This window comes from Rhodobacter calidifons (assembly GCF_011174775.1).
GTDB classification, from domain to species: Bacteria; Pseudomonadota; Alphaproteobacteria; order Rhodobacterales; family Rhodobacteraceae; genus Tabrizicola; species Tabrizicola calidifons.
Genome location: NZ_JAANHS010000001.1, coordinates 338,183 through 362,543 on the forward strand (window position 1 = coordinate 338,183; position 24,361 = coordinate 362,543).

At 68.1% G+C, this 24,361-nt stretch carries 21 protein-coding genes; 6 read left to right on the top strand and 15 right to left on the bottom strand.

Features of this window, described 5'->3' with window-relative positions; genetic code table 11:
- Positions 1–25: 25 nt before the first annotated feature.
- A complete protein-coding gene (locus G8O29_RS01710) occupies positions 26–748 on the bottom strand; it encodes a BUD32 family EKC/KEOPS complex subunit (RefSeq protein ID WP_166401493.1) in 723 nt (240 codons plus the stop codon).
- A gap of 84 nt (positions 749–832) precedes the next feature.
- Complete coding sequence (gene hemE / locus G8O29_RS01715; RefSeq protein ID WP_166401494.1) at positions 833–1,861, bottom strand: uroporphyrinogen decarboxylase; 1,029 nt, start codon at positions 1,859–1,861, stop codon at positions 833–835.
- 93 nt (positions 1,862–1,954) lie between these two features.
- Between hemE and hemC the strand changes: the two genes are divergently transcribed.
- Positions 1,955–2,893, top strand: a complete 939-nt coding sequence (gene hemC, locus G8O29_RS01720) for a hydroxymethylbilane synthase (protein ID WP_166401495.1) — start codon at positions 1,955–1,957, stop codon at positions 2,891–2,893.
- 949 nt (positions 2,894–3,842) lie between these two features.
- Here the strand turns inward: hemC and G8O29_RS01725 are convergent.
- The 6 genes from G8O29_RS01725 to argB form a co-directional block, all read right to left on the bottom strand.
- Positions 3,843–5,366 (bottom strand): cryptochrome/photolyase family protein, encoded by a 1,524-nt coding sequence (locus G8O29_RS01725; protein WP_166401496.1) that lies wholly within the window; start codon positions 5,364–5,366, stop codon positions 3,843–3,845.
- Positions 5,360–6,022, bottom strand: a complete 663-nt coding sequence (locus tag G8O29_RS01730; RefSeq protein WP_166401497.1) for an SDR family NAD(P)-dependent oxidoreductase — start codon at positions 6,020–6,022, stop codon at positions 5,360–5,362. The genes G8O29_RS01725 and G8O29_RS01730 overlap by 7 nt, the downstream gene beginning before the upstream one ends.
- A 175-nt stretch (positions 6,023–6,197) precedes the next feature.
- Entirely contained in the window at positions 6,198–6,701 is a 504-nt protein-coding gene (locus G8O29_RS01735) for a SixA phosphatase family protein (RefSeq protein ID WP_166401498.1), read from the bottom strand.
- Positions 6,698–7,423 (bottom strand): ferredoxin, encoded by a 726-nt coding sequence (locus G8O29_RS01740; RefSeq protein WP_242678838.1) that lies wholly within the window; start codon positions 7,421–7,423, stop codon positions 6,698–6,700. The genes G8O29_RS01735 and G8O29_RS01740 overlap by 4 nt, the downstream gene beginning before the upstream one ends.
- A 109-nt stretch (positions 7,424–7,532) precedes the next feature.
- Positions 7,533–7,703, bottom strand: coding sequence for a sterol desaturase family protein (locus G8O29_RS01745; protein WP_207623606.1), 171 nt, complete (start codon positions 7,701–7,703; stop codon positions 7,533–7,535).
- A gap of 151 nt (positions 7,704–7,854) precedes the next feature.
- The gene (gene argB, locus G8O29_RS01750) at positions 7,855–8,754 is read right to left on the bottom strand and encodes an acetylglutamate kinase (RefSeq protein WP_166401499.1); all 900 of its coding nucleotides are present in this window, start codon (positions 8,752–8,754) and stop codon (positions 7,855–7,857) included.
- A gap of 117 nt (positions 8,755–8,871) precedes the next feature.
- Here argB and G8O29_RS01755 point away from each other — a divergent pair, with 117 nt between their 5' ends.
- From G8O29_RS01755 to G8O29_RS01765, 3 genes are all read left to right on the top strand, one after another.
- Positions 8,872–9,618 carry an SDR family NAD(P)-dependent oxidoreductase gene (locus G8O29_RS01755; RefSeq protein WP_166401500.1) on the top strand — a complete coding sequence of 249 codons (747 nt, stop codon included), beginning with the start codon at positions 8,872–8,874 and terminating at the stop codon, positions 9,616–9,618.
- A 141-nt stretch (positions 9,619–9,759) separates the two neighbouring features.
- Positions 9,760–10,626, top strand: a complete 867-nt coding sequence (gene ttcA, locus G8O29_RS01760) for a tRNA 2-thiocytidine(32) synthetase TtcA (protein WP_166401501.1) — start codon at positions 9,760–9,762, stop codon at positions 10,624–10,626.
- Between the two features lie 69 nt (positions 10,627–10,695).
- On the top strand, positions 10,696–12,189 hold the full coding sequence (locus tag G8O29_RS01765) for a putative bifunctional diguanylate cyclase/phosphodiesterase (RefSeq protein WP_207623607.1): 1,494 nt from the start codon (positions 10,696–10,698) through the stop codon (positions 12,187–12,189).
- A 565-nt stretch (positions 12,190–12,754) separates the two neighbouring features.
- Here the strand turns inward: G8O29_RS01765 and bhcD are convergent.
- From bhcD to bhcA, 4 genes are all read right to left on the bottom strand, one after another.
- Positions 12,755–13,714, bottom strand: coding sequence for an iminosuccinate reductase BhcD (gene bhcD / locus G8O29_RS01770; protein WP_166401503.1), 960 nt, complete (start codon positions 13,712–13,714; stop codon positions 12,755–12,757).
- Between the two features lie 81 nt (positions 13,715–13,795).
- Positions 13,796–14,959, bottom strand: a complete 1,164-nt coding sequence (gene bhcC / locus G8O29_RS01775; RefSeq protein ID WP_166401504.1) for a 3-hydroxy-D-aspartate aldolase BhcC — start codon at positions 14,957–14,959, stop codon at positions 13,796–13,798.
- A 4-nt stretch (positions 14,960–14,963) separates the two neighbouring features.
- Positions 14,964–15,926 carry a beta-hydroxyaspartate dehydratase BhcB gene (gene bhcB / locus G8O29_RS01780; RefSeq protein ID WP_437440789.1) on the bottom strand — a complete coding sequence of 321 codons (963 nt, stop codon included), beginning with the start codon at positions 15,924–15,926 and terminating at the stop codon, positions 14,964–14,966.
- Positions 15,927–16,009: 83 nt separating this feature from the next.
- Positions 16,010–17,200: an L-aspartate--glyoxylate aminotransferase BhcA gene (bhcA, locus tag G8O29_RS01785; protein WP_166401506.1), complete on the bottom strand. Its 1,191-nt coding sequence runs from the start codon at positions 17,198–17,200 to the stop codon at positions 16,010–16,012.
- A gap of 149 nt (positions 17,201–17,349) precedes the next feature.
- On the opposite strand from bhcA, the gene bhcR reads away from it, so the two are divergent.
- Positions 17,350–18,162, top strand: a complete 813-nt coding sequence (gene bhcR, locus G8O29_RS01790; RefSeq protein WP_166401507.1) for an HTH-type transcriptional regulator BhcR — start codon at positions 17,350–17,352, stop codon at positions 18,160–18,162.
- A gap of 89 nt (positions 18,163–18,251) precedes the next feature.
- Positions 18,252–19,754, top strand: a complete 1,503-nt coding sequence (gene betC / locus G8O29_RS01795; protein ID WP_166401508.1) for a choline-sulfatase — start codon at positions 18,252–18,254, stop codon at positions 19,752–19,754.
- A gap of 31 nt (positions 19,755–19,785) precedes the next feature.
- Here the strand turns inward: betC and G8O29_RS01800 are convergent, their stop codons facing one another.
- The 3 genes from G8O29_RS01800 to uvrB form a co-directional block, all read right to left on the bottom strand.
- Positions 19,786–21,399, bottom strand: coding sequence for a GMC family oxidoreductase (locus tag G8O29_RS01800; RefSeq protein ID WP_166401509.1), 1,614 nt, complete (start codon positions 21,397–21,399; stop codon positions 19,786–19,788).
- Between the two features lie 162 nt (positions 21,400–21,561).
- A complete protein-coding gene (locus G8O29_RS01805; protein WP_166401510.1) occupies positions 21,562–22,032 on the bottom strand; it encodes an OsmC family protein in 471 nt (156 codons plus the stop codon).
- A gap of 33 nt (positions 22,033–22,065) precedes the next feature.
- Entirely contained in the window at positions 22,066–24,249 is a 2,184-nt protein-coding gene (gene uvrB, locus G8O29_RS01810; protein ID WP_166401511.1) for an excinuclease ABC subunit UvrB, read from the bottom strand.
- Between the last annotated feature and the right edge of the window lie 112 nt (positions 24,250–24,361).

The window sequence follows — 24,361 nt, forward strand, 5'->3', positions numbered from 1 at the left end:
GGGACGAAGCCCCCGACGAGCAAGCCTACCGCCGCAGCCGCGCCAGCGTCAGCCCCACCGCCCGCAACTCCCGGCTTCCCGGCTTCAGCCGCGCCAGCCCCGCCGCCAGCCAGCGCAGCGGCCGCAGCCACAGCGCCAGCCGCCGGGCGGCCGCCATCGCCCCCTCGGGCGCCGACACCGCATATTCCGCCAGCGCCGCGTCCAGCCAGCGCGGCTCCTCCGGCCACAGCGTGAAGGCCGTCTGCGCGAACATCACCACATCCGCCGCTTGCCAGACCCCGGCGCGGCGCGCATGCCGGAACCGTTCCAGGTCGATGAACCGCGCCTCCTGCCCGTCCCAGCACACGTCGCGCACAGCCGGCCGCCCATGCGCCATCCCGGCCCAGTGCAACAGGCCCAGAGCCCGCCCCGCCCGGGCAAAGGCGCGCAGCTTCTCGGCCTCGGCCCGGCCCGCATCGGCCACCACTTCCGGCAGGACCGGCCCCGCATCGGGCATAAGCATCCAGTCCGCCCCCTCGGCCGCGACCCCCGCCACCGGCAGACCCGCCGCGGCCATGGCCCGCAGCCCCGCGCGTTCCACCGCGAAGGCCCGCGCCGGATCGCCCTTCTGCACCCGCAACCGCCCCGACAGCCGCTCGACCCGTTTCAGCCAGAACCGCCGCCCATCCGGCAGATCCAGCCGCCGCACCCGCCGGGCCGGCTCGGCCAGGGCGCGCTTCAGGGTCTTGTCAAGTTGCGGATCGGGCAAGGCAGGCTCCGGGCTCTTTGCGCCCATGTAACGTCTGCATGTCGGATTTGCAAAACCCCGGCCGCAACCGGCGGCCTCTGCCGCTCAGGTCCCGCGCACCGTGTCGATCATCAGCTGCACATGGTCCGGGTTCGCATCCGGCGTGATCCCGTGGCCAAGGTTGAAGATATGCGGCCCCCTGGAAAACGCCTTCACCACATGCCGCGTGGCCGCCACCAGCGCCTGCCCGCCCGTCACCATGTGCTCGGGCGCAAGGTTGCCCTGCACGCAGCCGTCGATCTGCACATTGGCCGCCGCCCATTCCGGGCTGACCGAATTGTCGATCGCCACGCAATCCGCCCCCGTGCGGTGCGCAAAGCCGATATAGCCCTGCCCCGCCTCGCGCGGGAAGGCGATCACCGGCACCCCCGGATGCCGCGCCTTCAGCGCGGCGATGATCCGCGCCACCGGAGCTTCGGCGAAGTCCCTGAAATCCTGCCCCTTCAGCGACCCGGCCCAGCTGTCGAACAGCTTCACCACCTCGGCCCCCGCATCGATCTGGGCCGACAGATATTCCACCGTCGCCTCCGTGATCCTGTCGATCAGCGCCTGGAACGTCGCCCGGTCCTCGGCCTTCAGCGCATGCGCCGCCGCCTGATCCTTCGATCCCTTCCCCGCGATCATGTAGGTCGCCACCGTCCAGGGCGCGCCCGCAAACCCGATCAGAGTGGTCTTCTTCGGCAGTTCCTGCGCCAGGATCCGCACCGTTTCGTAGACCGGCGACAAGGTGTCATGGATCGCCTCGACGGGTTTCAGATTGGCGACCTGGGCGGCTGTGGTGACGGTCTCCATCCGGGGCCCTTCGCCCGTCTCGAACCACAGCTTCGGTCCCAGCGCCTGCGGCAGCAGCAGGATGTCGGCAAACAGGATCGCTGCGTCGAACCCGTAGCGGCGGATCGGCTGCAAGGTCACTTCTGCGGCCAGCACCGGGTTGTAGCACAGGGACAGGAAATCTCCCGCCTTCGCCCGCGTTTCCCGATACTCCGGCAGATACCGCCCCGCCTGGCGCATCATCCAGATCGGCGGGGTCGGCAGCACCTCGCCCTTCAGCGCGCGCAGGATCGTCTTGGTCATCTTCGGCCCTTTCGTGTCGGGACCATGCGTCCGACGCCCTGCCCGGCTTGTCAAGAGTTGTCAGCCGCGCCTGACACCGCTAAGCCTTCCGCCATGAGCGTAGATCTGCCCACCCCCGCGCAGCCCCTCAGGATCGGCACCCGAGGCTCCCCCCTCGCCCTCTGGCAGGCGCACGAGACGCGCCGCAGCCTGATGGCGGCCTTCGACCTGCCCGAAACGGCCTTCCAGATCGTGGTCATCAAGGTCACCGGCGACCAGATCCAGGACAAGGCCCTGCGCGAGATCGGCGGCAAGGGCCTTTTCACCCGCGAAATCGAAGAGGCGCTCCTCGACGGCAGCATCGACATCGCCGTCCATTCGATGAAGGACATGCCGACCCGGCAGCCCGAGGGCCTGATCCTCGACTGCTACCTGCCCCGCGCCGACGTGCGCGATGCCTTCGTCTCCCCCCGCTACGCCAGCATCAACGACCTCCCCCAAGGCGCCACGGTCGGCTCCTCCTCGCTCCGCCGCCGCGCCCAGCTTGCCCTCCGCCGCCCCGACCTGCATCTCGTCGAATTCCGCGGCAATGTGCAGACGCGCATGCGCAAGCTCGACGAAGGCGTCGCCCAGGCCACATTCCTCGCCATGGCCGGTCTCACCCGCCTCGGCATGCTGGACGTCGCCCGCTCCGCCATCGAGCCGCAGGAAATGCTCCCCGCTGTCGCCCAAGGCGCCATCGGGATTGAGCGTCGCAGCGACGACCCCCGCACCGCCGCCCTCCTGTCCCGCATCCACGACCGGGCGACCGGCCTGTGCCTTGCCGCCGAACGCAGCTTCCTCGCCACGCTCGACGGCTCCTGCGAAACCCCCATCGCGGGCCTTGCGATCCTCGACGGCGACCAACTCTGGCTCCGCGGAGAGATCCTGCGCCCCGACGGCTCGGCCTCCGTCACCGGCGAACGACGCGGCGCGGCCGCGCAAGGTGCCGGGATCGGCGAGGCCCTGGGCGAAGAGCTTCTCTCCCGGGCCGGACCGGGGTTCTTCGACTGACCGACAGGCCGAACGCGTCACCGGAACCCGCTCCAGGGCAATCCCCGCACCGCGGCCCGCAGCCGACGCTCCGTTTGCCCCGCTCGGGAAACTCCCGCCACCGGCGCCCTTGTCGCCGGTGGCAGCCAGACCGCTCCCCTTCCGGAAGTGACGCGCCGCCGTTGCCCGGAAGGGTCCGATGCCCTGCGCCGTCTCTCGCTTGCTCTCGCCCTTCCTGTCCCCGCCTTCGCCCTGTCCCATGCCGCGCAGGCTCGCGACGTTCCGATCCTCGGAATGGCGACGTTCGCGGCCGGACCTGCGGCGGAAATCGAAACCGCCCGCCTCCTCCGGGCGCCGTTCTTCTTCATGAGCCTCCGCGTTGCCGCTGAAATCCTGGCGGAAGGCTGACCCATGGTCTCCCGGGTTCCCGAGGCCAGGGCGAAGGCAGATCCCGAAAGCCGGTGCAGAACGGCGCGTGACCGCCTGCGCGCCACCGGCGGACCCTTCAAATCCCGCTATGCCAAAGAAACGCGCAGGAACGGGTATCGCCACACCGCCCTCCCTTGCCCTCGCGAAGGTTCCGACCACCTGCGCAAGAGGCCACTCCCCACGTCCCGCACCGCGCAGCCCGGGCCAGCCTCCCGCCACCCGCGCCCGCGCGATCAGCCGCCGACCCGCACCGGGCAAGCAGCGGGCACGCAGCCGGACCGCGGCGCACGTCACCCCGACCCTCCCTGCCCTTGCCCATGTCCCAAATACTCCCGCCGGAGGCCCTTCCCTCACCACCCGGAACAGCGTCTCCCGCCAGGCGCAAGGGCATCCGCAGGCCCCTTGCTTCCCCCTCCGAGGGAAGGGACCAGGGGTCGGGGCGGCCGCCAGGGTACGCGCGGCAATCCTTGCCAATCCGTAAATGCCCGCAGCCAACCCCTTGAAATTCCTCACCCCGAAAACCGCGCCGCGCGCGGCGATCTCACACGACCTCCCCCCGGTCCAGCCGCGCCAGCACCGCCTCCGCCCCGGCCAGCACCGCCTCCCGGTGCCCCGCCTCCATCCCGTCCCAGACCCGGTACATCTGTCCCATCCGCGGGTTGCCCCGAAACCGCTCCCGATGCCGGTCCAGGAAGTGCCAGTACAGCAGGTTGAACGGACAGGCCCGCTCCCCCACCTTCTCCTTCACCCGATACCGGCACCCCCCGCAATGATCCGACATCCGGTCGATATAGGCCCCGGACGAGACATAGGGCTTCGACCCCAGCACCCCCCCATCGGCAAACTGGCTCATCCCCAGCGTATTCGGCGCCTCCACCCATTCGAAGGCATCGACATAGACCGACAGATACCACTCATGCACCGCCGCCGGGTGCACCCCCGCCAGCAAGGCGAAATTCCCCGTCACCATCAGCCGCTGGATATGGTGGGCATAGCCCAGGTCGCGCGTCTGCCCGACCGCCGCCTCCATGCAGGCCATCCCCGTCTCACCTCCCCAATAGACCCCCGGCAAAGCCCGGACATGCCCCAAGGCATTCCCCTCCAGATAGGCAGGTCCCTTCAGCGCCCAGATGCCCCGCACATATTCCCGCCAGCCGATCACCTGCCGGATGAACCCCTCCGCCGCCGCGATGGGCACGCGGCCTGCCTTCCACGCCGCCTCCACCGCAAGGCACACCTCCATCGGCCCCAGAAGCCCGATGTTGAGATACGGAGAAATCACCGCATGGGACAGGAACGCCTCCCCCGCCAGCATCGCATCCTGCTCTTCGCCGAACCGGGGCAGGCGCTCTTCGACAAACTCCCGCAAGGCCGCCAAGGCCCCCACCCGATCCGTCGCCCAGCGAAACGGCCGAAGCCGCCCGAAGTGCGAAAACCGCGCCTCCACCAGGGAAAGCACCTCCTTAACCACCGCATCCGGCGCGAAGTCCCGGGGCCGGGGCCGCAACAGGTCCGCCTTCGCCGCCTTCCGGTTGTCGTGGTCAAAGTTCCACTGCCCCCCCGCCGGCTGGTCCCCCTCCATCATCAGCCCCGTCTTCCGCCGCATCTCGCGGTAGAACCACTCCATCCGCAGCTGCTTGCGGCCCTCGGCCCAGGCGAAGAACTTCGCCTCGGAACAGAGGAACCGGTCGTCCTCCAGCACCCGCACCGGCAGCGGCAGCTCCTGCAAATCCCGCAGCACCCGCCACTCCCCCGGCTTCGTCGCCAGCACTTCCGCCGCCCCGAACTCCGCCGCCCGCCGCAGAAGCTCCCCCGAAATCGTCTGGCTGTTCGCCGGATCGTCCAGCCGCGAATAGGCGACCCGCCAGCCCTCGGACTCCAGCGCGACGGCAAACTTCCGCATCGCCGCCAGGATCAGCGCGATCTTCTGCGGATGGTGGGGCACACTCGTCCCCTCCGCCATCACCTCGGCCATCACCACCACGTCGCGCGCCCGGTCCGCCGCCCGCAGGGCCGCAACGTCCCGCGTCAGCTGATCCCCCAGCACCAGGACCAGCCTCACCACGGCACCACCTCGCCCTGCCAGTCGTAGAACCCGCCGGACTGCTCCGGCCCCAAGCCCTCCAGCACCCGCAACAGGTTGCCCGCCGCCACCGCGGGCGGCACGGCCGGATGCCCCGCGCGCAAGGCAGGCGCGAGGCCCGTTTCCACCGTCCCGGGATGCAGGGCCACGAAGACCGACTGCGGATGCGTCCGCTTCGCCTCCACCGCCGCCGTCCGCAGCAACTGGTTCAGCGCCGCCTTCGCCGCCCGATAGCCATACCAGCCGCCCAGCGCATTATCCCCGATCGACCCCACCCGAGCCGACAGGACCGCCAGCCGCGCCACCCGGTCCCGGGGCATCAGCCGCAGCGCATGCTTCATCACCAGCGCAGGCCCGATGGCATTGACCGCGAACTGCGCCGCCAGCCCCTCGGCCGTCACCGCACGCAGCGTCTTCTCCGGCCCGACCCCGCCGATGACCAGCGCCCCCGTCGCCACCACCACCAGATCGAACCACGGCTCCAGGGCCCCCAGCGCCGCCGCGACCGACGCCTCGTCCGTCACCTCCAGCCCGTCGCCCGACCGCGACAGCCCGACAACCTCGTCCCCCCGCGCGCGCAGCTCCGCCACCAGCGCCGCCCCGATCCCGCCCGAAGCCCCGATCACCAATGCCCGCATGGTCCCTCCGTCACTGCGACGGAAGCTAGCGCCCGGCCCGCGGCCGACCATGGCTTGCCCATGTGCCAAATACTCCCGCCGGAGGCAGCCCCCGCCCCGCAGGCGCGCAAGGTCACCCGCTTTCCCGCGGATGCGCCGCCGCGGGGCCCTCGATGGGCGCCGCGGCGGCTCTCCGTCAGACCACGATCTCGCGCGGGACGATGAAATCCACCGTGACGCCCGAGCCGAACGTCACCTGCCCCCAGTCCGCCACGTCGAAATCCGCGACCAGCGTCGCCCCGGTCGGATAGCGGGCGAACTCCGGGTTCGACGGCGGATGCGCCACCAGCCGCGCGGCGAACTCGGCGATGCCGGGGTTGTGGCCGATCATCATCACCACATCGGCCTTCGCATGGCGCAGCACCGCCATCATCACATCCGGCCCGGCATGATACAGCGCCGGCTTCAGCTCCAGCACCGGCGCCCCCGGCAGCGCAGGCGCGATCCCGGAAAAGGTCTTGCGCGTGCGCAGCGCGTCGGAACACAGAACCTCTCCCGGCACATAGTCGCGGCTGGCCAGCCATTGCCCCAGGTCCGCCGCCGCCGCCTTGCCGCGCTCGTTCAGCGGGCGGTCATGGTCGGGGGTCGCCGGATCGTCCCACGAGGATTTCGCGTGCCGCGTCAGGATCAACCGCTTCATCTGTGGAACTGCCTCATGTGATAGGCCGACTGTTCGGGCAGTCTTGCATAGCTTTGCGACACCGGGCAAGCGCGGCGCACAAGGCAGCCGCCGCCCATGCACTTCGCCCCCTCCGCCCGGTCCAGCCAGGCGTGACAGGCCGGCACGTCATAACCCGACCCGCTCAACGCCCCCGCCGGGCAGGCCGTGAGACAGGGGGCCGGGCAGGCGTCGCAGGGCCGGGGAGCCGCCGCAGGCACCTCGACCGCCTCCCGCAACGCCAGCGCGCCGCGAAAGCTGACCATCAGCCCCTGCCCGGCATGGACCAGCAGCCGCACCGGGCTGTCCCAGATCCGTCCCGTCCGCATCGCCCATTGATAGAACGGATGATGGGGCGGCCCGCCGAAGGGAAACAGCGCCTTTGCCCCCAGATCGCAGGCGATCCGCCCGATCACCCGGCGCGACCAGCGATCCACCGGGTCCGGTCCGCCATCCCATTCCGGCTGCGCCGTCAGATGCACCCAGAACCCCGGCTCCTTCGGCCCCAGCAGCAAGAGCGTCCGCGTCCCCGCCGGAAAGCCCGCCTCGCCCTCGGCGACCGGGAATCCGCCCAGAATCTCCAGCTGCGCCTCGGCCAGCCGGTCCTCCAGCCGCGCCGGACCGGCAGAGCGCAGGGCCGGACCCGGTGCGCTTCCCTCCCCCCGCGTGGGGGAGGGAGAGGGAGGGGGGGCGCCTCGGGTCATGCCATGTCCCTTGCGGCGCGCAGGCGCCTTCCGGCACCCGGCCGCCGGCCCCCCGCCCCCCTCCCCTCCCCGCAAGGGGGACGGGAGGCGCCCCCAGGCCCCCCTTGGATCAGCGCCGGAAAGGTAGCCCCAGGCTCCATCCCAGCCTCGCCGGCCTTTCGTCCTGCCATTCCAGCCCCACGGTCATCGCGACATGCCCTGCCTTCGGTTCCGGCACACGGGTGCGGAAAATCCGGTCCCGGAGCGACAGGCAGAAGCCGTATCCGCTGTCATGCTCCATGCGCCGACCCCGCACCGATTCGCCAGGCAAGGTCAACCCGTCTCGCCGCCGGTTGCCGCCAGACCGGATGGCAGACACATGCCGGACGGAAAGCCGACGCAAGCCCGACCCGTAAAATCGCCGGGTTTCAGCGTGTCAACGCGCCGAACGCCTACCGGCGGACATGCGGCTTCACCCGCGGCTCCGTGCTTCGGATCTGGCTGCCCGCGCCATGGTCGGTGAACAGCTCCAGCAGGCAGGCGTTCGGAACCTTGCCGTCCAGGATCGTCACCGCCCGCGTCCCCTGCTCGATGGCCATCAGCGCGGTCTCGGTCTTGGGGATCATGCCCCCCGAGATCACCCCCTCGGCGATCATCCGCCGGATCTCCTCCGGGGTGATCTGGGTCATCACCTGCCCGTTCGCGTCCTTCACCCCCGGCACATCGGTCAGAAGCAGCAGCCGGTCCGCCTTCAAAGCCCCCGCGATCGCGCCTGCCGCCGTGTCGCCGTTCACGTTGAAGGTCTCGTTGTCCTTCATCCCCGTCGCCACGGGGGCAACGACGGGAATGATGCCGGCCTTGTAAAGGTCGCGCAGGACCTGGACGTTCATCTCGACCGGGCGGCCGACATAGCCCAGTTCGGGGTCGTCCGCCTCGCAGACCATCAGGTCGTCATCCTTGCCGGAAATGCCCACGGCCCGCCCGCCCGCATCCATGATCGCCTGCACGATCCGCTTGTTCACCAGGCCCGACAGGATCATCTCCACCACCTGAACCGTGGCCTTGTCCGTCACCCGCTTGCCGCGGACGAACTCGGACTTGATCCCGAGTTTTTCCAGCATTTCGTTGATCATCGGTCCGCCGCCGTGCACCACGACGGGATGCACGCCGACCTGCTTCATCAGCACGATGTCGCGGGCGAACTCGGCCATCGCCGCATCGTCGCCCATGGCATTGCCGCCGAACTTGACGACCACCACCGCGTCCTCGAACCGTTGCAGATAGGGCAGCGCCTCGGACAGCATCTTCGCCGTGGCCTTGGCGTTCTCGGCGGTCAGGGTCTGCTCTCTCATCGGGACCTCCATGCTTGCGCGCCGCATAAGCCTTTTCCGCCCCCCCGCCAAGTCCTCTTGGCCAAGCCTTGCCTTCCTCGCAGGCCAGCGTAGCTTGGCACGGAAAGGAGATCGCAGATGTCCGAGCATACGCCCCCCGAACAGAAGACGCTTGTCCTGACCGGCGCCAGTCGCGGGATCGGCCATGCCACCGTCAAGCGCTTTTCGGCCGAGGGATGGCGGGTCCTCACCTGCTCGCGCCAGCCCTTCGACCCGCGCTGCCCCTGGCCGGGGGGCGAGGAGAACCATATCGAGATCGACCTGGCCGACCCGAACAAGACCATCGCCGCGATCGAGACGATCAAGGCCAAGGTCGGCGGCCACATCCATGCCCTGGTGAACAATGCCGGAATCAGCCCCAAGGGCCCCGGCGGCGCGCGGCTGAACACCATGACGACCGACCTGCGCACCTGGGGCCATGTGTTCCACGTCAACTTCTTCGCTCCGGTCATCCTGGCCCGGGGATTGAAGGACGAATTGACCGCCGCGAAGGGCAGCATCGTCAACGTGACCTCCATCGCCGGCTCGCGCGTGCATCCCTTCGCCGGGGCGGCCTATGCCACGTCCAAGGCCGCGCTGGCCGCGCTGACACGGGAAATGGCGCATGATTTCGGGCCCTTGGGCGTGCGGGTGAACGCCATCGCGCCCGGCGAGGTGGAGACGGCGATCCTTTCACCCGGCACCGAGAAGATCGTGGAAAAGCTGCCGCTGCAACGGCTCGGCCAGCCGAAGGAAGTGGCCGACGTGATCTGGTTCCTCTGCTCCGACGAGGCCAGCTACATCTCCGGCGCCGAGATCGAGGTCAACGGCGCCCAGCACGTCTGACCGGGCGGCTCATCGCTTCCTGCGGTCGCTCTTCGCGTGCGGACCCGGCGAAGAGCGACCGCAGGAAGCGATGAGCGCCGCCCCGGACCTTTGCCTTCCGCCCGTCCTCTGGCATAAGGGCGCATCCCGGCGAGGCCCAAGATGCTTGACGACACCGACGACATCCACCCGCTGTTCCACGGCGCCCCGAAGGCGCTGGAGTTCCGCAAGCTGCGCAAGCGTCTGGTGCAACAGGTGCGCGAGGCGATCGACACCTACGGCATGGCGCGCGCGGGCGACCGCTGGCTGGTCTGCCTTTCGGGCGGCAAGGACAGCTACACGCTGCTCGCCATCCTGACCGAGCTGAAATGGCGCGGCCTGCTGCCGGTGGACCTTCTGGCCTGCAACCTGGACCAGGGGCAGCCAGGGTTTCCGGCAACCGTCCTGCCCGAGTTCCTGACCCGGATGGGCGTCCCGCACCGGATCGAATACCAGGACACCTATTCCGTGGTCATCGACAAGATCAAGCCGGGCGGGACGATGTGCTCGCTCTGCTCGCGGCTAAGGCGCGGCAATCTTTACCGGATCGCGCGGGAAGAAGGCTGCTCGACCGTCGTCCTCGGCCACCACCGTGACGACATCCTGGAAACCTTCTTCATGAACCTCTTCCACGGCGGACGTCTCGCCTCGATGCCGCCGCGGCTTCTGAACGAGGATGGCGATCTCTTCGTCGCCCGCCCCCTGGCCTTCGTCTCGGAAGAGGATTGCGGCAAATTCTCCGGCGCGATGGGCTATCCGATCATCCCCTGCGACCTCTGCGGCAGCCAGGAGGGGTTGCAGCGCGCCCAGGTGAAGAAGCTTCTGGACGAATGGGAGGCCCGCAGCCCCGGCCGCAGGCAGATCATGTTCCGCGCGCTGATGAATGTGCGCCCCTCGCATCTGGCGGACCCCGGGCTGTTCGACTTCGCCGCGCTGGTCGCCGCTGCGGCCGATATGGAAAATTCGACGCAACTTCCGCGCGAGCGTTAAGGAACTGATCATGAACATCCGCCTAGCCTGACCAGGATCGCGGGCATCCGGCCCGCCTGAACGGAGGCGATGGGCATGACCTTGGCGCTGCAACGGCTGGCAACGCTTTCCTGGCAGTTTCTTGCCCTGACGCCCCTGCTGGCGCTGGCGGCCTACTGGACGGGGGGCGAACCGGCCCTGGCGGCGCTGGCGGCCACGGTTCCCCTGGCGGTGCTTGCCTTCGGCCGCCTCGCCCCGCCCGAGCGTCCCGGTGCCGTTTCCGATCAGGTGATCGCCCGGCTGGACGCCATACTTTCCGAAACGGCGGTCCGTGGCGGGGCGACGGGTTGCCTCGTGATCCAGTTCGACGGCGCCGCCCATCTCTGCGACCGGCTTGGCCGCGCCCGGCAGAGCGAGGTTCTGGCGACCCTGGTTGCCCGGTTGCGCGGGGCCTTGCGCCCGGGCGATCTGCTTTACCCGCTCGAGGATGGCGGCCTTGCCGTCGTGCTGTCGGCTTCCCCTCGGCTCGACGCCGAGATCATGGTCCGCATCGCGGCGCGCATGCAGCTTGTGGTGCAGCAGCCGGTGATCCTCGCCTCCGGTCCGGTTCAGGTGATCTGCTCCATCGGGTTCTGCCATTCGCCGCAACTGGCCCAGCCAGACGGGCGGGCGCTGCTGGACGCCGCACAGATCGCCGGGGACGAGGCCAGGGCCTGCCGTCCGGGCGCGATCCGCGGCTTTACCGCGGAACTGGCGCGCGCGCGCGCCGAACGCGATGCCCTGCGGACCGGGTTCGCTGACGGGGTGGGCCGGGGCGAGGTGCGGGCCTGGTTCCAGCCCCAGGTCTCGACCGACAGCGGCGAGGTCACGGGGATCGAGGCCCTGGTGCGCTGGCACCACCCGGAGCGCGGCTGCCTTGCCCCCGGTGCCTTCCTGCCGGCCATCGAAGGGTCCGACCTGATGGAGCTGCTGGGCCACACCATGCTGACCCAGTCGCTGGCGACCCTGGCCGATCTCGACCGCCAGGGGCTGCGCATCCCCACGGTTGCAGTCAACCTGTCGCAGCAGGAATTGCGCGATCCCCATCTGCCCGACCGGCTGGCCTGGACGCTGGACCGCTTCGGCCTCACGCCCTCGCGCCTGACCGTCGAAGTGCTGGAATCCGTTGTCGCCGGGGATGGCGAGGACATCGTCGCGGCAAACATCGCGCGGATCGCCGCCCTGGGCTGCGGCGTCGATCTGGACGATTTCGGCACCGGACATGCCTCGATCACCGCGATCCGCCGCTTTGCTCTGCACCGGCTGAAGATCGACCGTAGCTTCGTCCAGCACATCGACCAGAACCGCGACCAGCAGAACCTGGTCACTGCGATCCTCTCGCTGGCCGAACGCCTGGGGCTGGATACCGTGGCCGAAGGCGTCGAGACCCCGGCAGAACATGCCCTGCTTGCCCAGCTTGGCTGTGGCCATGTGCAGGGCTTTGTCGTCGCCCGTCCGATGCCGGCCGAGGATCTGGCCGAGTGGCTGGCTGCCTATCGCGACCGACAGTCGAGGGAAATCCGGATCGGCGTTCGCGCAAAGTGATCCCGGGCGCACGCGGATCGCGCCCGCAAGGGGGCTCCGCAGCGGGCCTGCATCGGAAATCCCGGGAAAGGACAGTCCGGCCGAACGCGACGGGTCGTCCGTCCATTCGGGTAGGCCTGTCCCGGCAGGTCGCACCCGGGGTCAGGGGATCAGGGTCAGGCGCGTCCGTGCGAGGGTGAGGGCTTTTGCCGGGCCGGCATTTGCTGCCTCGGCTGCCCGGTCGGACCGGGGCGGCTCGCGCAGCTGGATCGGACCCGGACCTTCGCCCGAACGCCCGATTCCCGGTGCGGCATGACGCGTACGGCAAGGATCCCCCTGCCGGACAAGGCCGGACAAGTGTCATCGCTCCAGTATGACACCGAACAAGGGCGCTGGCCGAGGCCATGACCTCGCCCTGGCGCAAACGCCGGCCGCCCCCCGCAGGCACGGGCCTCGATCGGACCTCTGCGCCATTTCTTGACCCGTTCCCCGCGACCAGGCCAAGGGATCGCCGCGATCCGTTGCCCGTCGCGCTCCGGACCCGGGTTGCAGCGTCCCTGATCGTGCCAAGCTGCGCACCGAAGTCTCAGATCCCGACTTCGATCCCGAGACCCCGCTCGCTGGCCCGCGCGGCCGCTACTGCGGCCACCGCAAGATCCTGAAGGCCGACGCCGGTGCCGTCGAAGAGGGTGATCTCTTGCGCAGACCGCCGGCCCGGATGGCGACCGACCAAAACCTCGCCGATGGGCACGATGGCGGAGGCATCCAGCATGCCCGCCGCCACCGCATGCTGCGCCTCGCCGATCGAAACCGACTGCGCCACTTCGTCGGCAAACACGGTCGCGGCGGCCACCAGCGCCGGCTCCACCTCCTGCTTGCCCCGCGTGTCGGTGCCCATGCAGGACAGATGCGTGCCAGGGGCGACATGTTCGGCCATCAGGCTTGCCGCGGGCGAAGAGGTGATGGTGACGATCACCTCGGCCTCGCGCATCCGCGGCAGTGCCACCGCCTCGAACGGCAGGCCCAGTTCGGCGGCGACAGCCCCGAGCCGGGGCAGCATTTCGGGGTGCAGGTTCCAGGCAAGCACCCGACGAAACCGCCGCACCCGCGCGGCAGCGCGCAGCTGGAAGCCGGCCTGGTGTCCGGCACCGACGATCCCCAGCACCTCGGCCTCGGGTCGGGCAAGCCGGTCGATGGCGAGCGCCGAGGCCGCCGCCGTCCGCAGAGCCGTCAGCAGGTTTCCCCCGACCATCGCAAGGGGCCGCCCTGTCTCCGGGTCGAAGAGGAAGACCGAGGACTGGTGGTTGATCAACCCCCTGGCCGCGTTACCGGGAAAGTAGCCCCCCGCCTTCACGCCCAGCTGCCCCGCCGCCCGATCCAGACCCGACTTGAAACCATACTGCCGTCCCTCGCCCAGGGCCTCGCGCACGACGGGGAAATTGTATGCCTCTCCCCGCGCCATGGAGGAGAAGCAGGCCTCGACCGCGTGGAAGGCGTCTTCGGGAGTGACAAGCGAGGCGATCAGTGTCTCGGGAACGATGAGCATGGGACGGTCCTTTGCGGCAGGCGTCGGACCGGGGGTTTCACACCCCCGGACCCTCGTGGGATGTTCGAGGAAGGGAACGTGCTAGTAGGCCTTGCCTCTGGCAGAGACCGGCCAGACCACCTCGACGCGGCCAGCCCGGACGCCGACATACCAGTCGTGCACGTTGCAGGTCGGGTCACAGTGACCGGGGACCAGTTTCAACTTTTCGTTGACCTTCAGCACGCCTGCCGGGTCTTCGACAACGCCATGTTCGTCGCTGCACTTGACATATTTCACATCCGTGCGGCCAAATACCACCGGCAGCCCGCTGTCGACCGACTGGGCCTTGAGGCCCGCATCGACGATGGCCTTGTCGGGCTTGGCGTGGCTCATCACCGAAGTCAGGATGAACAGCGCATTCTCCCATTCGCCCTGGTCGATCCGGCGGCCGTCCTTGTCCAGGATGCGGCCATAGTCGGCGTCCATGAAGGCGTAACTGCCGCACTGAAGTTCGTTGTAAACCCCTGAATTGCTTTCGAAATAGTAGCTGCCGGTGCCACCGCCGCCCACGATGTCGCAGGCCAGCCCCTCGGTCTCCAGCGCCTCGACGGCCTCCTTCACCTGGGCCACGGCGAGGTCGATCTTGGCCTTGCGGTCGGTGTAGCTGTCCAGGTGCTGCATCGCGCCCTGATAGGCCTGGATGCCCGAGAAGGTCAGACCCGGCGCCGCGTCGATGGCCTTGGCCAGCGCCACCACCTCCGGCGTGGTCTTCACGCCGCAGCGGCCAGCGCCGCAGTCGATCTCGACCAGGCACTCGATGGTGGTCCCGTGCTTCACCGCCGCTGCCGACAGATCGGCCACGTTGTCCAGCATGTCGACGCAGACGATGGTCCGGGCCCCCAGCTTCGGCAGCCGCGCCAGACGGTCGATCTTGGCCGGATCGCGCACCTGGTTCGACACCAGCACGTCCTTGATGCCGCCGCGGACGAAGACCTCGGCTTCGCTGACCTTCTGGCAGCAGACGCCGACCGCGCCGCCGAGCCTCTCTTGCAGTCTGGCAACATCGACCGACTTGTGCATCTTGCCGTGCACCCGGTGCCGCATCCCGTGCGCCTTCGCATAGTTGCCCATCTTGACGATGTTGCGCTCCAGCGCGTCGAGGTCGAGGATCAGGCAGGGTGTCTGGATGTCCTTCTCGTCCATGCCCGGCAGAGCCGGGATGTCGTAGCCGACCTCGTAGCCTTCGAATTCCGCATGCTTGTTCATGGCCTCAGCCTTTCATCCAGGGAAGTTTGTCCAGATCGACGTTGCCGCCGGTGATGATGATGCCCACCCGCTTGCCCCGGAAGGCCGCGCGGTTCTTCAGGACCACGGCCAGGGGCACCGCGCTGGAAGGTTCCATCACCACCCGCAGGTGTTTCCAGGTCAGCTTCATCGCATCGATGATCTCCTGCTCGGAGGCCGTGAAGATCTCGCTCACATGGTTCGACACGAAATGCCAGGTCAGGTCCTTCAGGGGCACCAGCAGCCCGTCGGCGATGGTTTTCGGCGCGTCGTCGGCAATGATGTGGCCCGCCTTGAAGCTGCGGTACGCGTCATCGGCCTGCTCGGGTTCCGCCGCGATCACCCTGGTTTCGGGCGCAAGCGTCGCCAGCGTGAGACAAGTGCCCGAGATCATGCCGCCCCCGCCGATGGGGGCCACGACGATATCGAGACCCCCGGTCTGCTGCATGAACTCGGCCGAGCAGGTGCCCTGCCCGGCGATGACGCGCGGGTCGTTGTAGGGGTGCACGAAATCGCCACCCGTCCGCGCCTGCACCTCGGCAAAGGTGGCCTCGCGGCTGGTGGTCGAAGGTTCGCATTCGGTGATGACCCCACCATAGCGTCGCACCGTATCCTTCTTCGCCTGCGGCGCGGTGCGCGGCATGACCACGTTGCAGGGAATGCCCCGCAACATAGCCGCGTAAGACAGGCACGAGGCGTGATTACCCGAGGAATGGGTGGCGACACCGCGTTTCGCCTGCTCTTCAGTCAGGCCGAAGACGGCATTCGTCGCCCCCCGCACCTTGAAGGCCCCCGGCTCCTGGAAGTTCTCGCATTTGAAGAATAGCTCGCAGCCGGCAAGCTCGTTCAGATAGTCCGAGGTTCGCACCGGGGTCAGCCGGACATGCGGGCGGATGCGCTCATGCGCGGCCAGCATGTCGTCGTAGGTGGGGATCACAAGTCCGTTCATGTCCTTCATTTTCCTGACCTTTCCACTGGGGGCCAAAATCCTTCGAAGGATTTTGCAAGACTTTTCGAAAAGTCCTGGCCCCCTTATTCCGCCGCAAGCGCCACGGCCTCGATCGTGCCGCGATAGTACTCCTGCGCCGCCGCCACGCCGGACCCCAGCGTCACCGGCCAGCCCAGATCGGCCATGCACATTTCGGCCACGGCCAGCCCGGACAGCACCATCGCCTCGGTCAGCATCCCCAGATGCCCGATGCGGAACACCTTGCCCGCGACCTCGCCCAGGCCCACGCCGAAGGCCATGCCGTATTTGGAGGCTGCAAGCTGGACCAAGGCCGTGCCGTCGCACCCCGGCGGCACTTTCACCGCCGTCACCGTATCGGAATAGAGGTCGGGAGAGGCCGCAAAGGGCGCCATCCCCCAGGCAAAGACCGCCCGGCGGACCCCTTCTGCCAGCCGGTGATGTCGGGCATAGACGTTGTCCAGCCCCTCGCTCTCCAGCAAGTCGATGGCGTGCGCCAGACCCGCGATCAGGCCCACGGCGGGCGTGTAGGGGTAGCCGCCCTTTGCGTAAGAGGCCAGCATGTCCTTGAAATCGAAGAAGGTTCGCGGCAACCGCGCCGTTTCCATTGCTGCAATGGCCTTCGGGCTGACGCCCAGGATCGCCAGTCCCGCCGGCAGCATGAAGCCCTTCTGGCTCCCGGCCACGGCGATATCGACGCCCCAGCCCGCGAAATCGAAGGGCATCGAGGCAATCGACGACACGCCATCGACGAACAGCATCGCCGGATGCCCCGCCGCGTCCATCGCGGCCCGGATGCCCGCGATGTCGGACTTCACGCCCGTCGCCGTCTCGTTGTGCGTGGCCAGCACCGCCTTGATGTGGTGCCCCTTGTCGGCCCGCAGCGCCTTCTCGATCGCCGCCAGCGGCGCGCCCTCGCCCCAGGGGGTCTCGATGATCTCGACATCCAGCTTGTGGCGCTGGCACAGGTCGATCCAGCGGTGGCTGAACATCCCGAACCGCGCCGCCAGCACGGTATCACCCGGCGAGAGGGTGTTCGTCACCGCCGCCTCCCAGCCGCCAGTCCCGGTCGAGGGGATCAGGATGACCTCGCCCTCATCCATCTTCAGGACCCGCCGCACCCCTTCCACCGCAGGCTTGAACAGCCGTGCGAAGGCGGGCGAGCGGTGGTCCAGCGTGCCCATGTCGCAGGCCTTGCGCACCGAATCCGGGATGTTCGTCGGACCGGGGATGAAAACCGGGTTCTGCATCGACATCGGGCAACTCCCTGAAAGATCGCCCACAAAATCTACGCCCTGCGACCAATCCGCACAATTTTTTCGAAAAGATTTTTCATTGTCACAGGCCCGTGCTATTCCCTCGTCCGTTCAATGCCTTGCGATTTTTCATGAATGGGAGGCCCCTGATGGCCCAGAAACCCCGCGGCCGGCCGAAGGCGTTCAACGACAAGACCGACCAGAACACGGTGCAGGCCCTGGACCGCGGGCTCGACATCCTGACCCATGTCGCGCAGAACCCCGGCCGCACGCTCTCGGAAATCGCCGAGGAGACGGGCGAGGCCATCGCCACCGTCTTCCGCGCCCTTGTCACCCTGCAAGGCCACGGCATGGTCGAGGTGGATGAGCCCGGCCAGTTCTGGCACATCGGTCCCGGCGCCTTCCGCGTCGGCTCGGCCTTCCTGCGCCGCACCAAGGTGGTCGAACGCGCCCGCCAGCCGATGGACCAGCTCATGCGCGAAACCGGGGAAACCGCGAATCTTGGCATCGAGGTCCGGGACGAAGTGCTGTTCGTCGCCCAGGTCGAAACCTACGAGGCGATCCGCGCCTTCTTCCCCCCCGGCACCCGCGCGCCGATGCACTCCAGCGGGATCGGCAAGGCGCTTCTGGCCTGGTATCCCGAGGAAAAGACACGCGGAATCCTCGCCCGCAAGGGGCTGGAGAAGTTCACCTCCCTGACGCTCACCAGCGAAAGCGCCCTGCTGCGCGACCTGTCCCGCACCCGCGACCGGGGCTTTGCCATCGACGATCAGGAACGCGCCGAGGGGATGCGCTGCGTCGCCGCGCCCATCTTCAACGCGCATGGCGAGCCGGTGGCGGGCCTCTCTGTCTCTGGCCCCGCCTTCCGCATGGGCCTGTCGGACGCGACAAGGATCGGCGCGCTGGTCCGGGCGGCGGCGGATCAGGTGACCGAGGCCACAGGCGGCACCCGGCCCGCGTGACGCTTTCGACAGGGGCCTGTCGGTCGGGGGCCAGACCCGGCCCCACGACCGGCTAGACAGGCAGGCGACTGCACGGAAGGACTGCCGCCATGACCAAGCCCAACCTCCTGATCTTCATGGTCGATCAGCTGAACGGGACTCTGTTTCCCGACGGCCCGGCGGACTTTCTGCACACCCCGAACCTGAAGACGCTCGCCACGCGGTCGGCCCGGTTCGCCAACTGCTACACCGCCTCGCCCCTTTGCGCGCCGGCGCGCGCCAGCTTCATGTCCGGCCAGTTGCCCTCGCGCACCCGCGTTTACGACAACGCCGCCGAGTTCGCCTCCGACATCCCGACCTACGCCCACCACCTGCGCCGGGCAGGCTATCAGACCACGCTCTCGGGCAAGATGCATTTCGTCGGCCCCGACCAGCTGCATGGCTTCGAACAACGCCTCACCACCGACATCTACCCCGCCGATTTCGGCTGGACCCCGGACTACCGCAAACCGGGGGAACGGATCGACTGGTGGTATCACAACCTCGGCTCGGTCACGGGTGCCGGCGTGGCCGAGATCACCAACCAGTACGAATACGACGACGACGTGGCCTTCCAGGCGGTGCAGAAACTCTACGACCTCTCGCGCGGGGCCGACCCCCGCCCCTGGGCGCTGACCGTCAGCTTCACCCATCCGCACGACCCCTTCGTCGCCCGCCGCAAGTACTGGGACCTCTACGAAGGCGCCCCCGAATGCGAACCGCCAAAGCCCGTCGACTACGACGACATGGACCCCCATTCCCGACGCCTGATGGACGCCTGCGACTGGCGCAACTTCGCCATCACGCCCGACCATATCCGCCGCGCCCGCCGCGGCTATTTCGCCAACATCAGCTATATCGACGACAAGATCGGCGAGATCCTTGCGGTCCTGGAAGCCACCCGGCAGGAGGCGCATATCGTCTTCCTGTCGGACCATGGCGAGATGCTGGGCGAGAGGGGTCTGTGGTTCAAGATGAACTTCTTCGAGGGCTCGGCCCGCGTGCCGCTGATGATCGCGGCGCCCGACCTGCCCGCGGGACGCATCGACACGCCGGTCAGCACCATCGACCTAGCGCCGACGCTTGCGGCGCTGGCCGGCATCTCGATGGAAGAGGTCATGCCCTGGACCGAGGGCGTCAACCTGATCCCCGTCGCGCAAGGCCAGCCCCGCGGACCTGTGGCGATGGAATATGCTGCCGAGGGCAGCATCACCCCCATGGTCGCGCTGCGGGAAGGCGCGTGGAAATACATCCGCTGCCCCGCCGACCCGGACCTGCTGTTCGATGTGGCCAATGACCCGGGCGAGACGGTGAACCTGGCCGACGATCGCCGCGCCGCGCCGATTCTGGCCCATTTCCGCGCCCTTGCCGACGCGCGCTGGGATCTTTCCGCCTACGACGCCCAGGTCCGCGAAAGCCAGGCCCGCCGCTGGGTGGTCTATGAGGCGCTGCGCCAGGGTGGCTATTACCCCTGGGATTACCAGCCGCTGCGCGCGGCCAGCGAACGCTACATGCGCAACCACATGGACCTGAACGTGCTGGAAGAGCAGAAGCGCTTTCCGCGCGGGGAATGACCCCCGTGCCGGGCGGGCGGCGCAGCCCGGCTTACCTTGCGTCGCGCAGGACCGCCTCGGCGCCCATCCAGCCCATCAGGATGGCAGGGGCATTGGTGTTGCCGGAGGTGATGTTCGGAAAGGCCGAGGCGTCGATCACCCGCAGCCCGCCGATGCCGTGCAGCCTGAGCCCGGGGTCCACAACCGAAGTCGCCAGATCCTGCCCCATCCGGCAGGTGCAGCTTGGGTGGTAGACCGTGCCCGACCGCGCGCGGAAATCGGCGATCAGTTCCTCGTCCGTCACCACCTGCGGGCCCGGACGCAGCTCCTCCAGGATCAGCGCCGCCAGGGCGGGCTGCGCGGCGATCCGGCGCAACTGCTTGACGCCGGCCAGCATTTCCTCGACGTCGTGGTTCGTCGAAAGGGCGTTGGCGGTGATGACCGGATGGTCCTCGGGTCGTGGCGTCCGCAGCCGGATATGTCCGCGGCTGGTGGGCCGGCAGTTCGACAGACCGATCGACATGCCCGACCATGGGTCCGGCGTCAGCAGCGGCCTTTCGCCGCTGCGCGGGATCAGGGTGGAGAAAGCCTGAAAGTACAGCTGCATGTTCGGCCGGTCGAGGTCCGGCCGCGTCCGGAAGAACCCGCCGCCGTGGTTGATCGACTTGGCAAGCGGCCCGCCGCCGCCAAGGACATATTGCAGTCCGGCACGAAGCTTGCCCCACCAGGGACGCAGCTCGTCGTTGTAGGTGGGGACCTTCATCGACCAGGTGTAGTTCAGGCCCTGATGGTCGCTGAGATGGTCGCCCACATTGGGATTGTCCAGCACGACCGGAATCCCAAGGTCCTGCAACAGCGCGCCCGGCCCGATGCCCGACAGTTGCAGCAGCTGCGGCGAGTTGATGGCGCCGCCGGCCAGGATGACTTCGGCCCGGGCGCGCAAGGTCCGCGTCGCGCCCCTCTGGCGGTATTCGACCCCGACCGCCCGGCCCTGCTCGATCAGCACCCGGGTCACCAGCGCCCGCGTCATCACGCGCAGGTTCGCCCGCTTCATCGCCGGGCGCAGGAAGGCCCGCGCGGTGGAATTGCGCCGGGCGCCCTTGATCGTCATCTGGTAGACGCCCGCACCTTCCTGCCGTGCGCCGTTGAAATCCGGGATCTCGGGCAGGCCGGCCTCGGCGCAGGCGTCAAGATAGCTGCGGACCAGGGGATGCAGGCCCGAGCGGTTGGCCGAGATGAACAAAGGCCCCCCGGTCCCGCGATATTCGTCCGCGCCGGCCTCGTTGTCCTCAAGCGCGCGATAGGCGGCAAGGCAGGACTCCCATCCCCAGCCCGGGGCCGCGCGCCCCCAGTCCTCGTAGTCCTCTCGCTGACCGCGGATCCAGACCATGGCATTTATGCTGGAAGAGCCGCCGAGGATCTTGCCGCGCGGCCAGTGGTCCTGCGCCCCGTTCAGTCCCGGGTCGGGCTCGGTCCGGTACATCCAGTTCACCGCCGGATCGTAGAACAGCTTGCCATAGCCGAGCGGCAGGTGGACATAGAAGCGCCGGTCGGATCCCCCGGCCTCCAGCAGGGTCACCTTGTGGCGACCGCTGGCCGTCAGCCGGTCGGCAAGCACACAGCCCGCGCTGCCCGCGCCGACAATGATGTAATCCGTCTCGTCCATGTCGCCCCCAGACCGTCGGGGTGACCCTATCGGCGGCAAAGGCGGCGAACCGTCCGGTTTGCGACACCGTATGTCGCACCTGACATCACTCCTCTTGCGCCTGCGGCTTCTCGTCATGGGGCCCTGCGAGGAGAAGCCGAAGGCGCAGGACGAGCGGATGCGTCAGCCCGAAACCGCGAAGGTCGGGGCATGGTCCACGGGAAAATTCACCGACCGCGCAATGAAGCAGACCTCGTGAATCCGGTGGTGAATGGCCTCGGCCGCGGCGAGGTCGGTGCCCGGCTGCACCACCACATGCGGCCGCAATGTCACCTTGACAAAGCGGCCCGCCCCGCCGCGCCCGACCTCGCCGACGCCCAGCGGCACGTCGGAATAGGATGTCACCACAATTCCCGCCTCTGCCGCATAGTGCAGGTACCACAGCATGTGGCAGGCTGCGAGCGCCGAAAGCAGCAGGTCCTCCGGGTTCATCTTGCCGGGATCGCCGCCCAGAAGCGGGTCGTTCGAGCAATGGACCGGCGCCTTGCCCGGCACGGCGATGTCCCAGGTCCGGTCATAGGCGCGGTAATGCGCCGTCCCCTCGCCGCGGTTGCCGGTCCAGAGGATGCGCGTCGTATAGTCGTGGCTGGGCATGGGCCGGCTCCTCGGTCTTTTCGGCGGGCCGGGTCAGCCGCGCCCGCGCGACCGTTTGCCGCCACGCTGCCCGGCACGGCCGGCGGTGGACCTGCCGGTCCGCTTCACGGCTTCGGTCACGGCTTCCTCGATCACCTCCTGCCGGGCGAACGGGTCGTCGGCGATGGCGAGTTCCACGGCCTCCAGCCGCCTGATCTCGTCGCGCAGGCGGGCGGCTTCCTCGAATTCCAGGTTTTCGGCCGCCTTGCGCATCTGCGTGCGCAGCGCGTCGAGATGGGCCGCAAGATTGGACCCGACCATCGGCTTTTCGACCTGGGTGGTGATCCGCGACTGGTCCGTGTCGCCCTGCCAGAGGCCCGCCAGCACGTCCTCGACATTCTTCTTCACGGTTTCGGGGGTGATCCCGTGCTTCAGGTTGTAGGCCATCTGCTTCTCGCGCCGGCGGTTGGTCTCGGCCAGAGCGCGTTCCATCGATCCGGTGATCCGGTCGGCATACATGATGACCCGACCTTCGCTGTTGCGCGCCGCGCGGCCGATGGTCTGGATCAGGCTGGTTTCAGACCGCAGGAAACCTTCCTTGTCGGCATCGAGGATCGCCACCAGGCCACATTCGGGGATGTCGAGCCCTTCGCGCAAGAGGTTGATGCCCACCAGCGCGTCGAAGGCCCCCAGCCGCAGATCGCGCAGGATTTCAATGCGTTCGATGGTGTCGATGTCCGAATGCATGTAACGCACCCGGATGCCCTGTTCGTGCAGGTAATCGGTCAGATCCTCGGCCATGCGCTTGGTCAGCACGGTGACGAGGGTGCGCAGACCCTTGGCCGAGACCTTGCGAATCTCGTCCAGAAGGTCGTCCACCTGCATCTCCACCGGGCGGATTTCCACCTCGGGGTCGAGAAGGCCGGTGGGGCGGATCACCTGTTCGGTGAAGACGCCGCCGGTCTGCTCCAGCTCCCAGGCCGCCGGGGTGGCCGAGACAAAGATGGATTGCGGGCGCATCGCGTCCCATTCCTCGAACTTGAGGGGCCGGTTGTCCATGCAGCTGGGCAGGCGGAAGCCGTGTTCGGCCAGGGTGAACTTGCGCCGGAAGTCCCCGCGATACATGCCGCCGATCTGCGGCACGCTGACATGGCTTTCGTCCGCAAAGACGATGGCATTGTCGGGGATGAATTCGAACAGCGTGGGCGGCGGTTCGCCCGGCGCGCGGCCGGTCAGGTAGCGGGAATAATTCTCGATCCCGGCGCAACTGCCCGTCGCCTCCAGCATTTCGAGATCGAAGTTGGTGCGTTGTTCCAGACGTTGGGCTTCGAGGAGTTTTCCTTCCGAGGTAAGTTGTTTCAGACGGTGGAAAAGCTCTTCCCGGATGCCCTTGATCGCCTGTTGCAGGGTTGGCCGGGGGGTGACGTAGTGGCTGTTCGCATAGATGCGGATCTGCTTGAAACTGTCGGTCTTTGCCCCGGTCAGCGGGTCGAATTCGGTGATCGCCTCCAGTTCCTCGCCAAAGAAGCTGAACCGCCAGGCGCGGTCTTCCAGGTGGGCGGGCCAGACTTCCAGGCTGTCGCCGCGCACGCGGAAGGCGCCGCGCTGGAAGGCGGTGTCGAGGCGGCGGTACTGCTGGGCCACCAGATCGGCCATCACCTTGCGCTGGTCGTATAGCTGGCCGACGACCAGATCCTGCGTCATCGCCGAATAGGTCTCGACCGAGCCGATGCCATAGATGCAGGAGACGGAGGCGACGATGATCACATCGTCGCGTTCCAGAAGCGCCCGGGTGGCCGAGTGGCGCATCCGGTCGATCTGTTCGTTGATCTGGGATTCCTTCTCGATATAGGTGTCGGTGCGGGGGACATAGGCTTCGGGCTGGTAGTAGTCGTAGTAGCTGACGAAGTATTCCACCGCGTTGTCGGGGAAGAAGCCCTTGAATTCGCCGTACAATTGCGCGGCCAGCGTCTTGTTGGGCGCCAGGATGATCGCGGGGCGCTGGGTTTCCTCGATGATCTTGGCCATGGTGAAGGTCTTGCCGGTGCCGGTCGCGCCAAGCAGCACCTGGTTGCGTTCGCCGGCCAGAACGCCGGCCGTCAACTCGGCGATCGCGGTCGGCTGGTCGCCCGCAGGCTGAAACGGCGTCGAGAGCACAAAGCGCCGCCCGCCTTCCAGCTTGGGCTTGGTCAGCACCTCCGGGCGTTCGGTCAGGGCATTGGCGTTGTTGTGCGGCATCGGGCGGGCTTTCGCGACTCGGGGGCAGGACAGAGTTGATCCGTTTTTGTTCCCGTTCAAGCGCCAATCCGCAGGCCATGGTTGCCGCGGCGGGGCCAAGCCGGTAATCGGA

What these genes read in the sequence shown, in the direction of transcription:
- hemE (WP_166401494.1), bottom strand. Translation starts at nt 1,861, where the DNA reads ATGACCAAGACGATCCTGCGCGCGCTGAAGGGCGAGGTGCTGCCGACC.
- hemC (WP_166401495.1), top strand. Translation starts at nt 1,955, where the DNA reads ATGAGCGTAGATCTGCCCACCCCCGCGCAGCCCCTCAGGATCGGCACC.
- G8O29_RS01730 (WP_166401497.1), bottom strand. Translation starts at nt 6,022, where the DNA reads ATGCGGGCATTGGTGATCGGGGCTTCGGGCGGGATCGGGGCGGCGCTG.
- G8O29_RS01735 (WP_166401498.1), bottom strand. Translation starts at nt 6,701, where the DNA reads ATGAAGCGGTTGATCCTGACGCGGCACGCGAAATCCTCGTGGGACGAT.
- G8O29_RS01740 (WP_242678838.1), bottom strand. Translation starts at nt 7,423, where the DNA reads ATGACCCGAGGCGCCCCCCCTCCCTCTCCCTCCCCCACGCGGGGGGAG.
- G8O29_RS01745 (WP_207623606.1), bottom strand. Translation starts at nt 7,703, where the DNA reads ATGGAGCATGACAGCGGATACGGCTTCTGCCTGTCGCTCCGGGACCGG.
- argB (WP_166401499.1), bottom strand. Translation starts at nt 8,754, where the DNA reads ATGAGAGAGCAGACCCTGACCGCCGAGAACGCCAAGGCCACGGCGAAG.
- G8O29_RS01755 (WP_166401500.1), top strand. Translation starts at nt 8,872, where the DNA reads ATGTCCGAGCATACGCCCCCCGAACAGAAGACGCTTGTCCTGACCGGC.
- ttcA (WP_166401501.1), top strand. Translation starts at nt 9,760, where the DNA reads ATGCTTGACGACACCGACGACATCCACCCGCTGTTCCACGGCGCCCCG.
- G8O29_RS01765 (WP_207623607.1), top strand. Translation starts at nt 10,696, where the DNA reads ATGGGCATGACCTTGGCGCTGCAACGGCTGGCAACGCTTTCCTGGCAG.
- bhcD (WP_166401503.1), bottom strand. Translation starts at nt 13,714, where the DNA reads ATGCTCATCGTTCCCGAGACACTGATCGCCTCGCTTGTCACTCCCGAA.
- bhcC (WP_166401504.1), bottom strand. Translation starts at nt 14,959, where the DNA reads ATGAACAAGCATGCGGAATTCGAAGGCTACGAGGTCGGCTACGACATC.
- bhcB (WP_437440789.1), bottom strand. Translation starts at nt 15,926, where the DNA reads ATGAACGGACTTGTGATCCCCACCTACGACGACATGCTGGCCGCGCAT.
- bhcA (WP_166401506.1), bottom strand. Translation starts at nt 17,200, where the DNA reads ATGTCGATGCAGAACCCGGTTTTCATCCCCGGTCCGACGAACATCCCG.
- bhcR (WP_166401507.1), top strand. Translation starts at nt 17,350, where the DNA reads ATGGCCCAGAAACCCCGCGGCCGGCCGAAGGCGTTCAACGACAAGACC.
- betC (WP_166401508.1), top strand. Translation starts at nt 18,252, where the DNA reads ATGACCAAGCCCAACCTCCTGATCTTCATGGTCGATCAGCTGAACGGG.
- G8O29_RS01800 (WP_166401509.1), bottom strand. Translation starts at nt 21,399, where the DNA reads ATGGACGAGACGGATTACATCATTGTCGGCGCGGGCAGCGCGGGCTGT.
- G8O29_RS01805 (WP_166401510.1), bottom strand. Translation starts at nt 22,032, where the DNA reads ATGCCCAGCCACGACTATACGACGCGCATCCTCTGGACCGGCAACCGC.
- uvrB (WP_166401511.1), bottom strand. Translation starts at nt 24,249, where the DNA reads ATGCCGCACAACAACGCCAATGCCCTGACCGAACGCCCGGAGGTGCTG.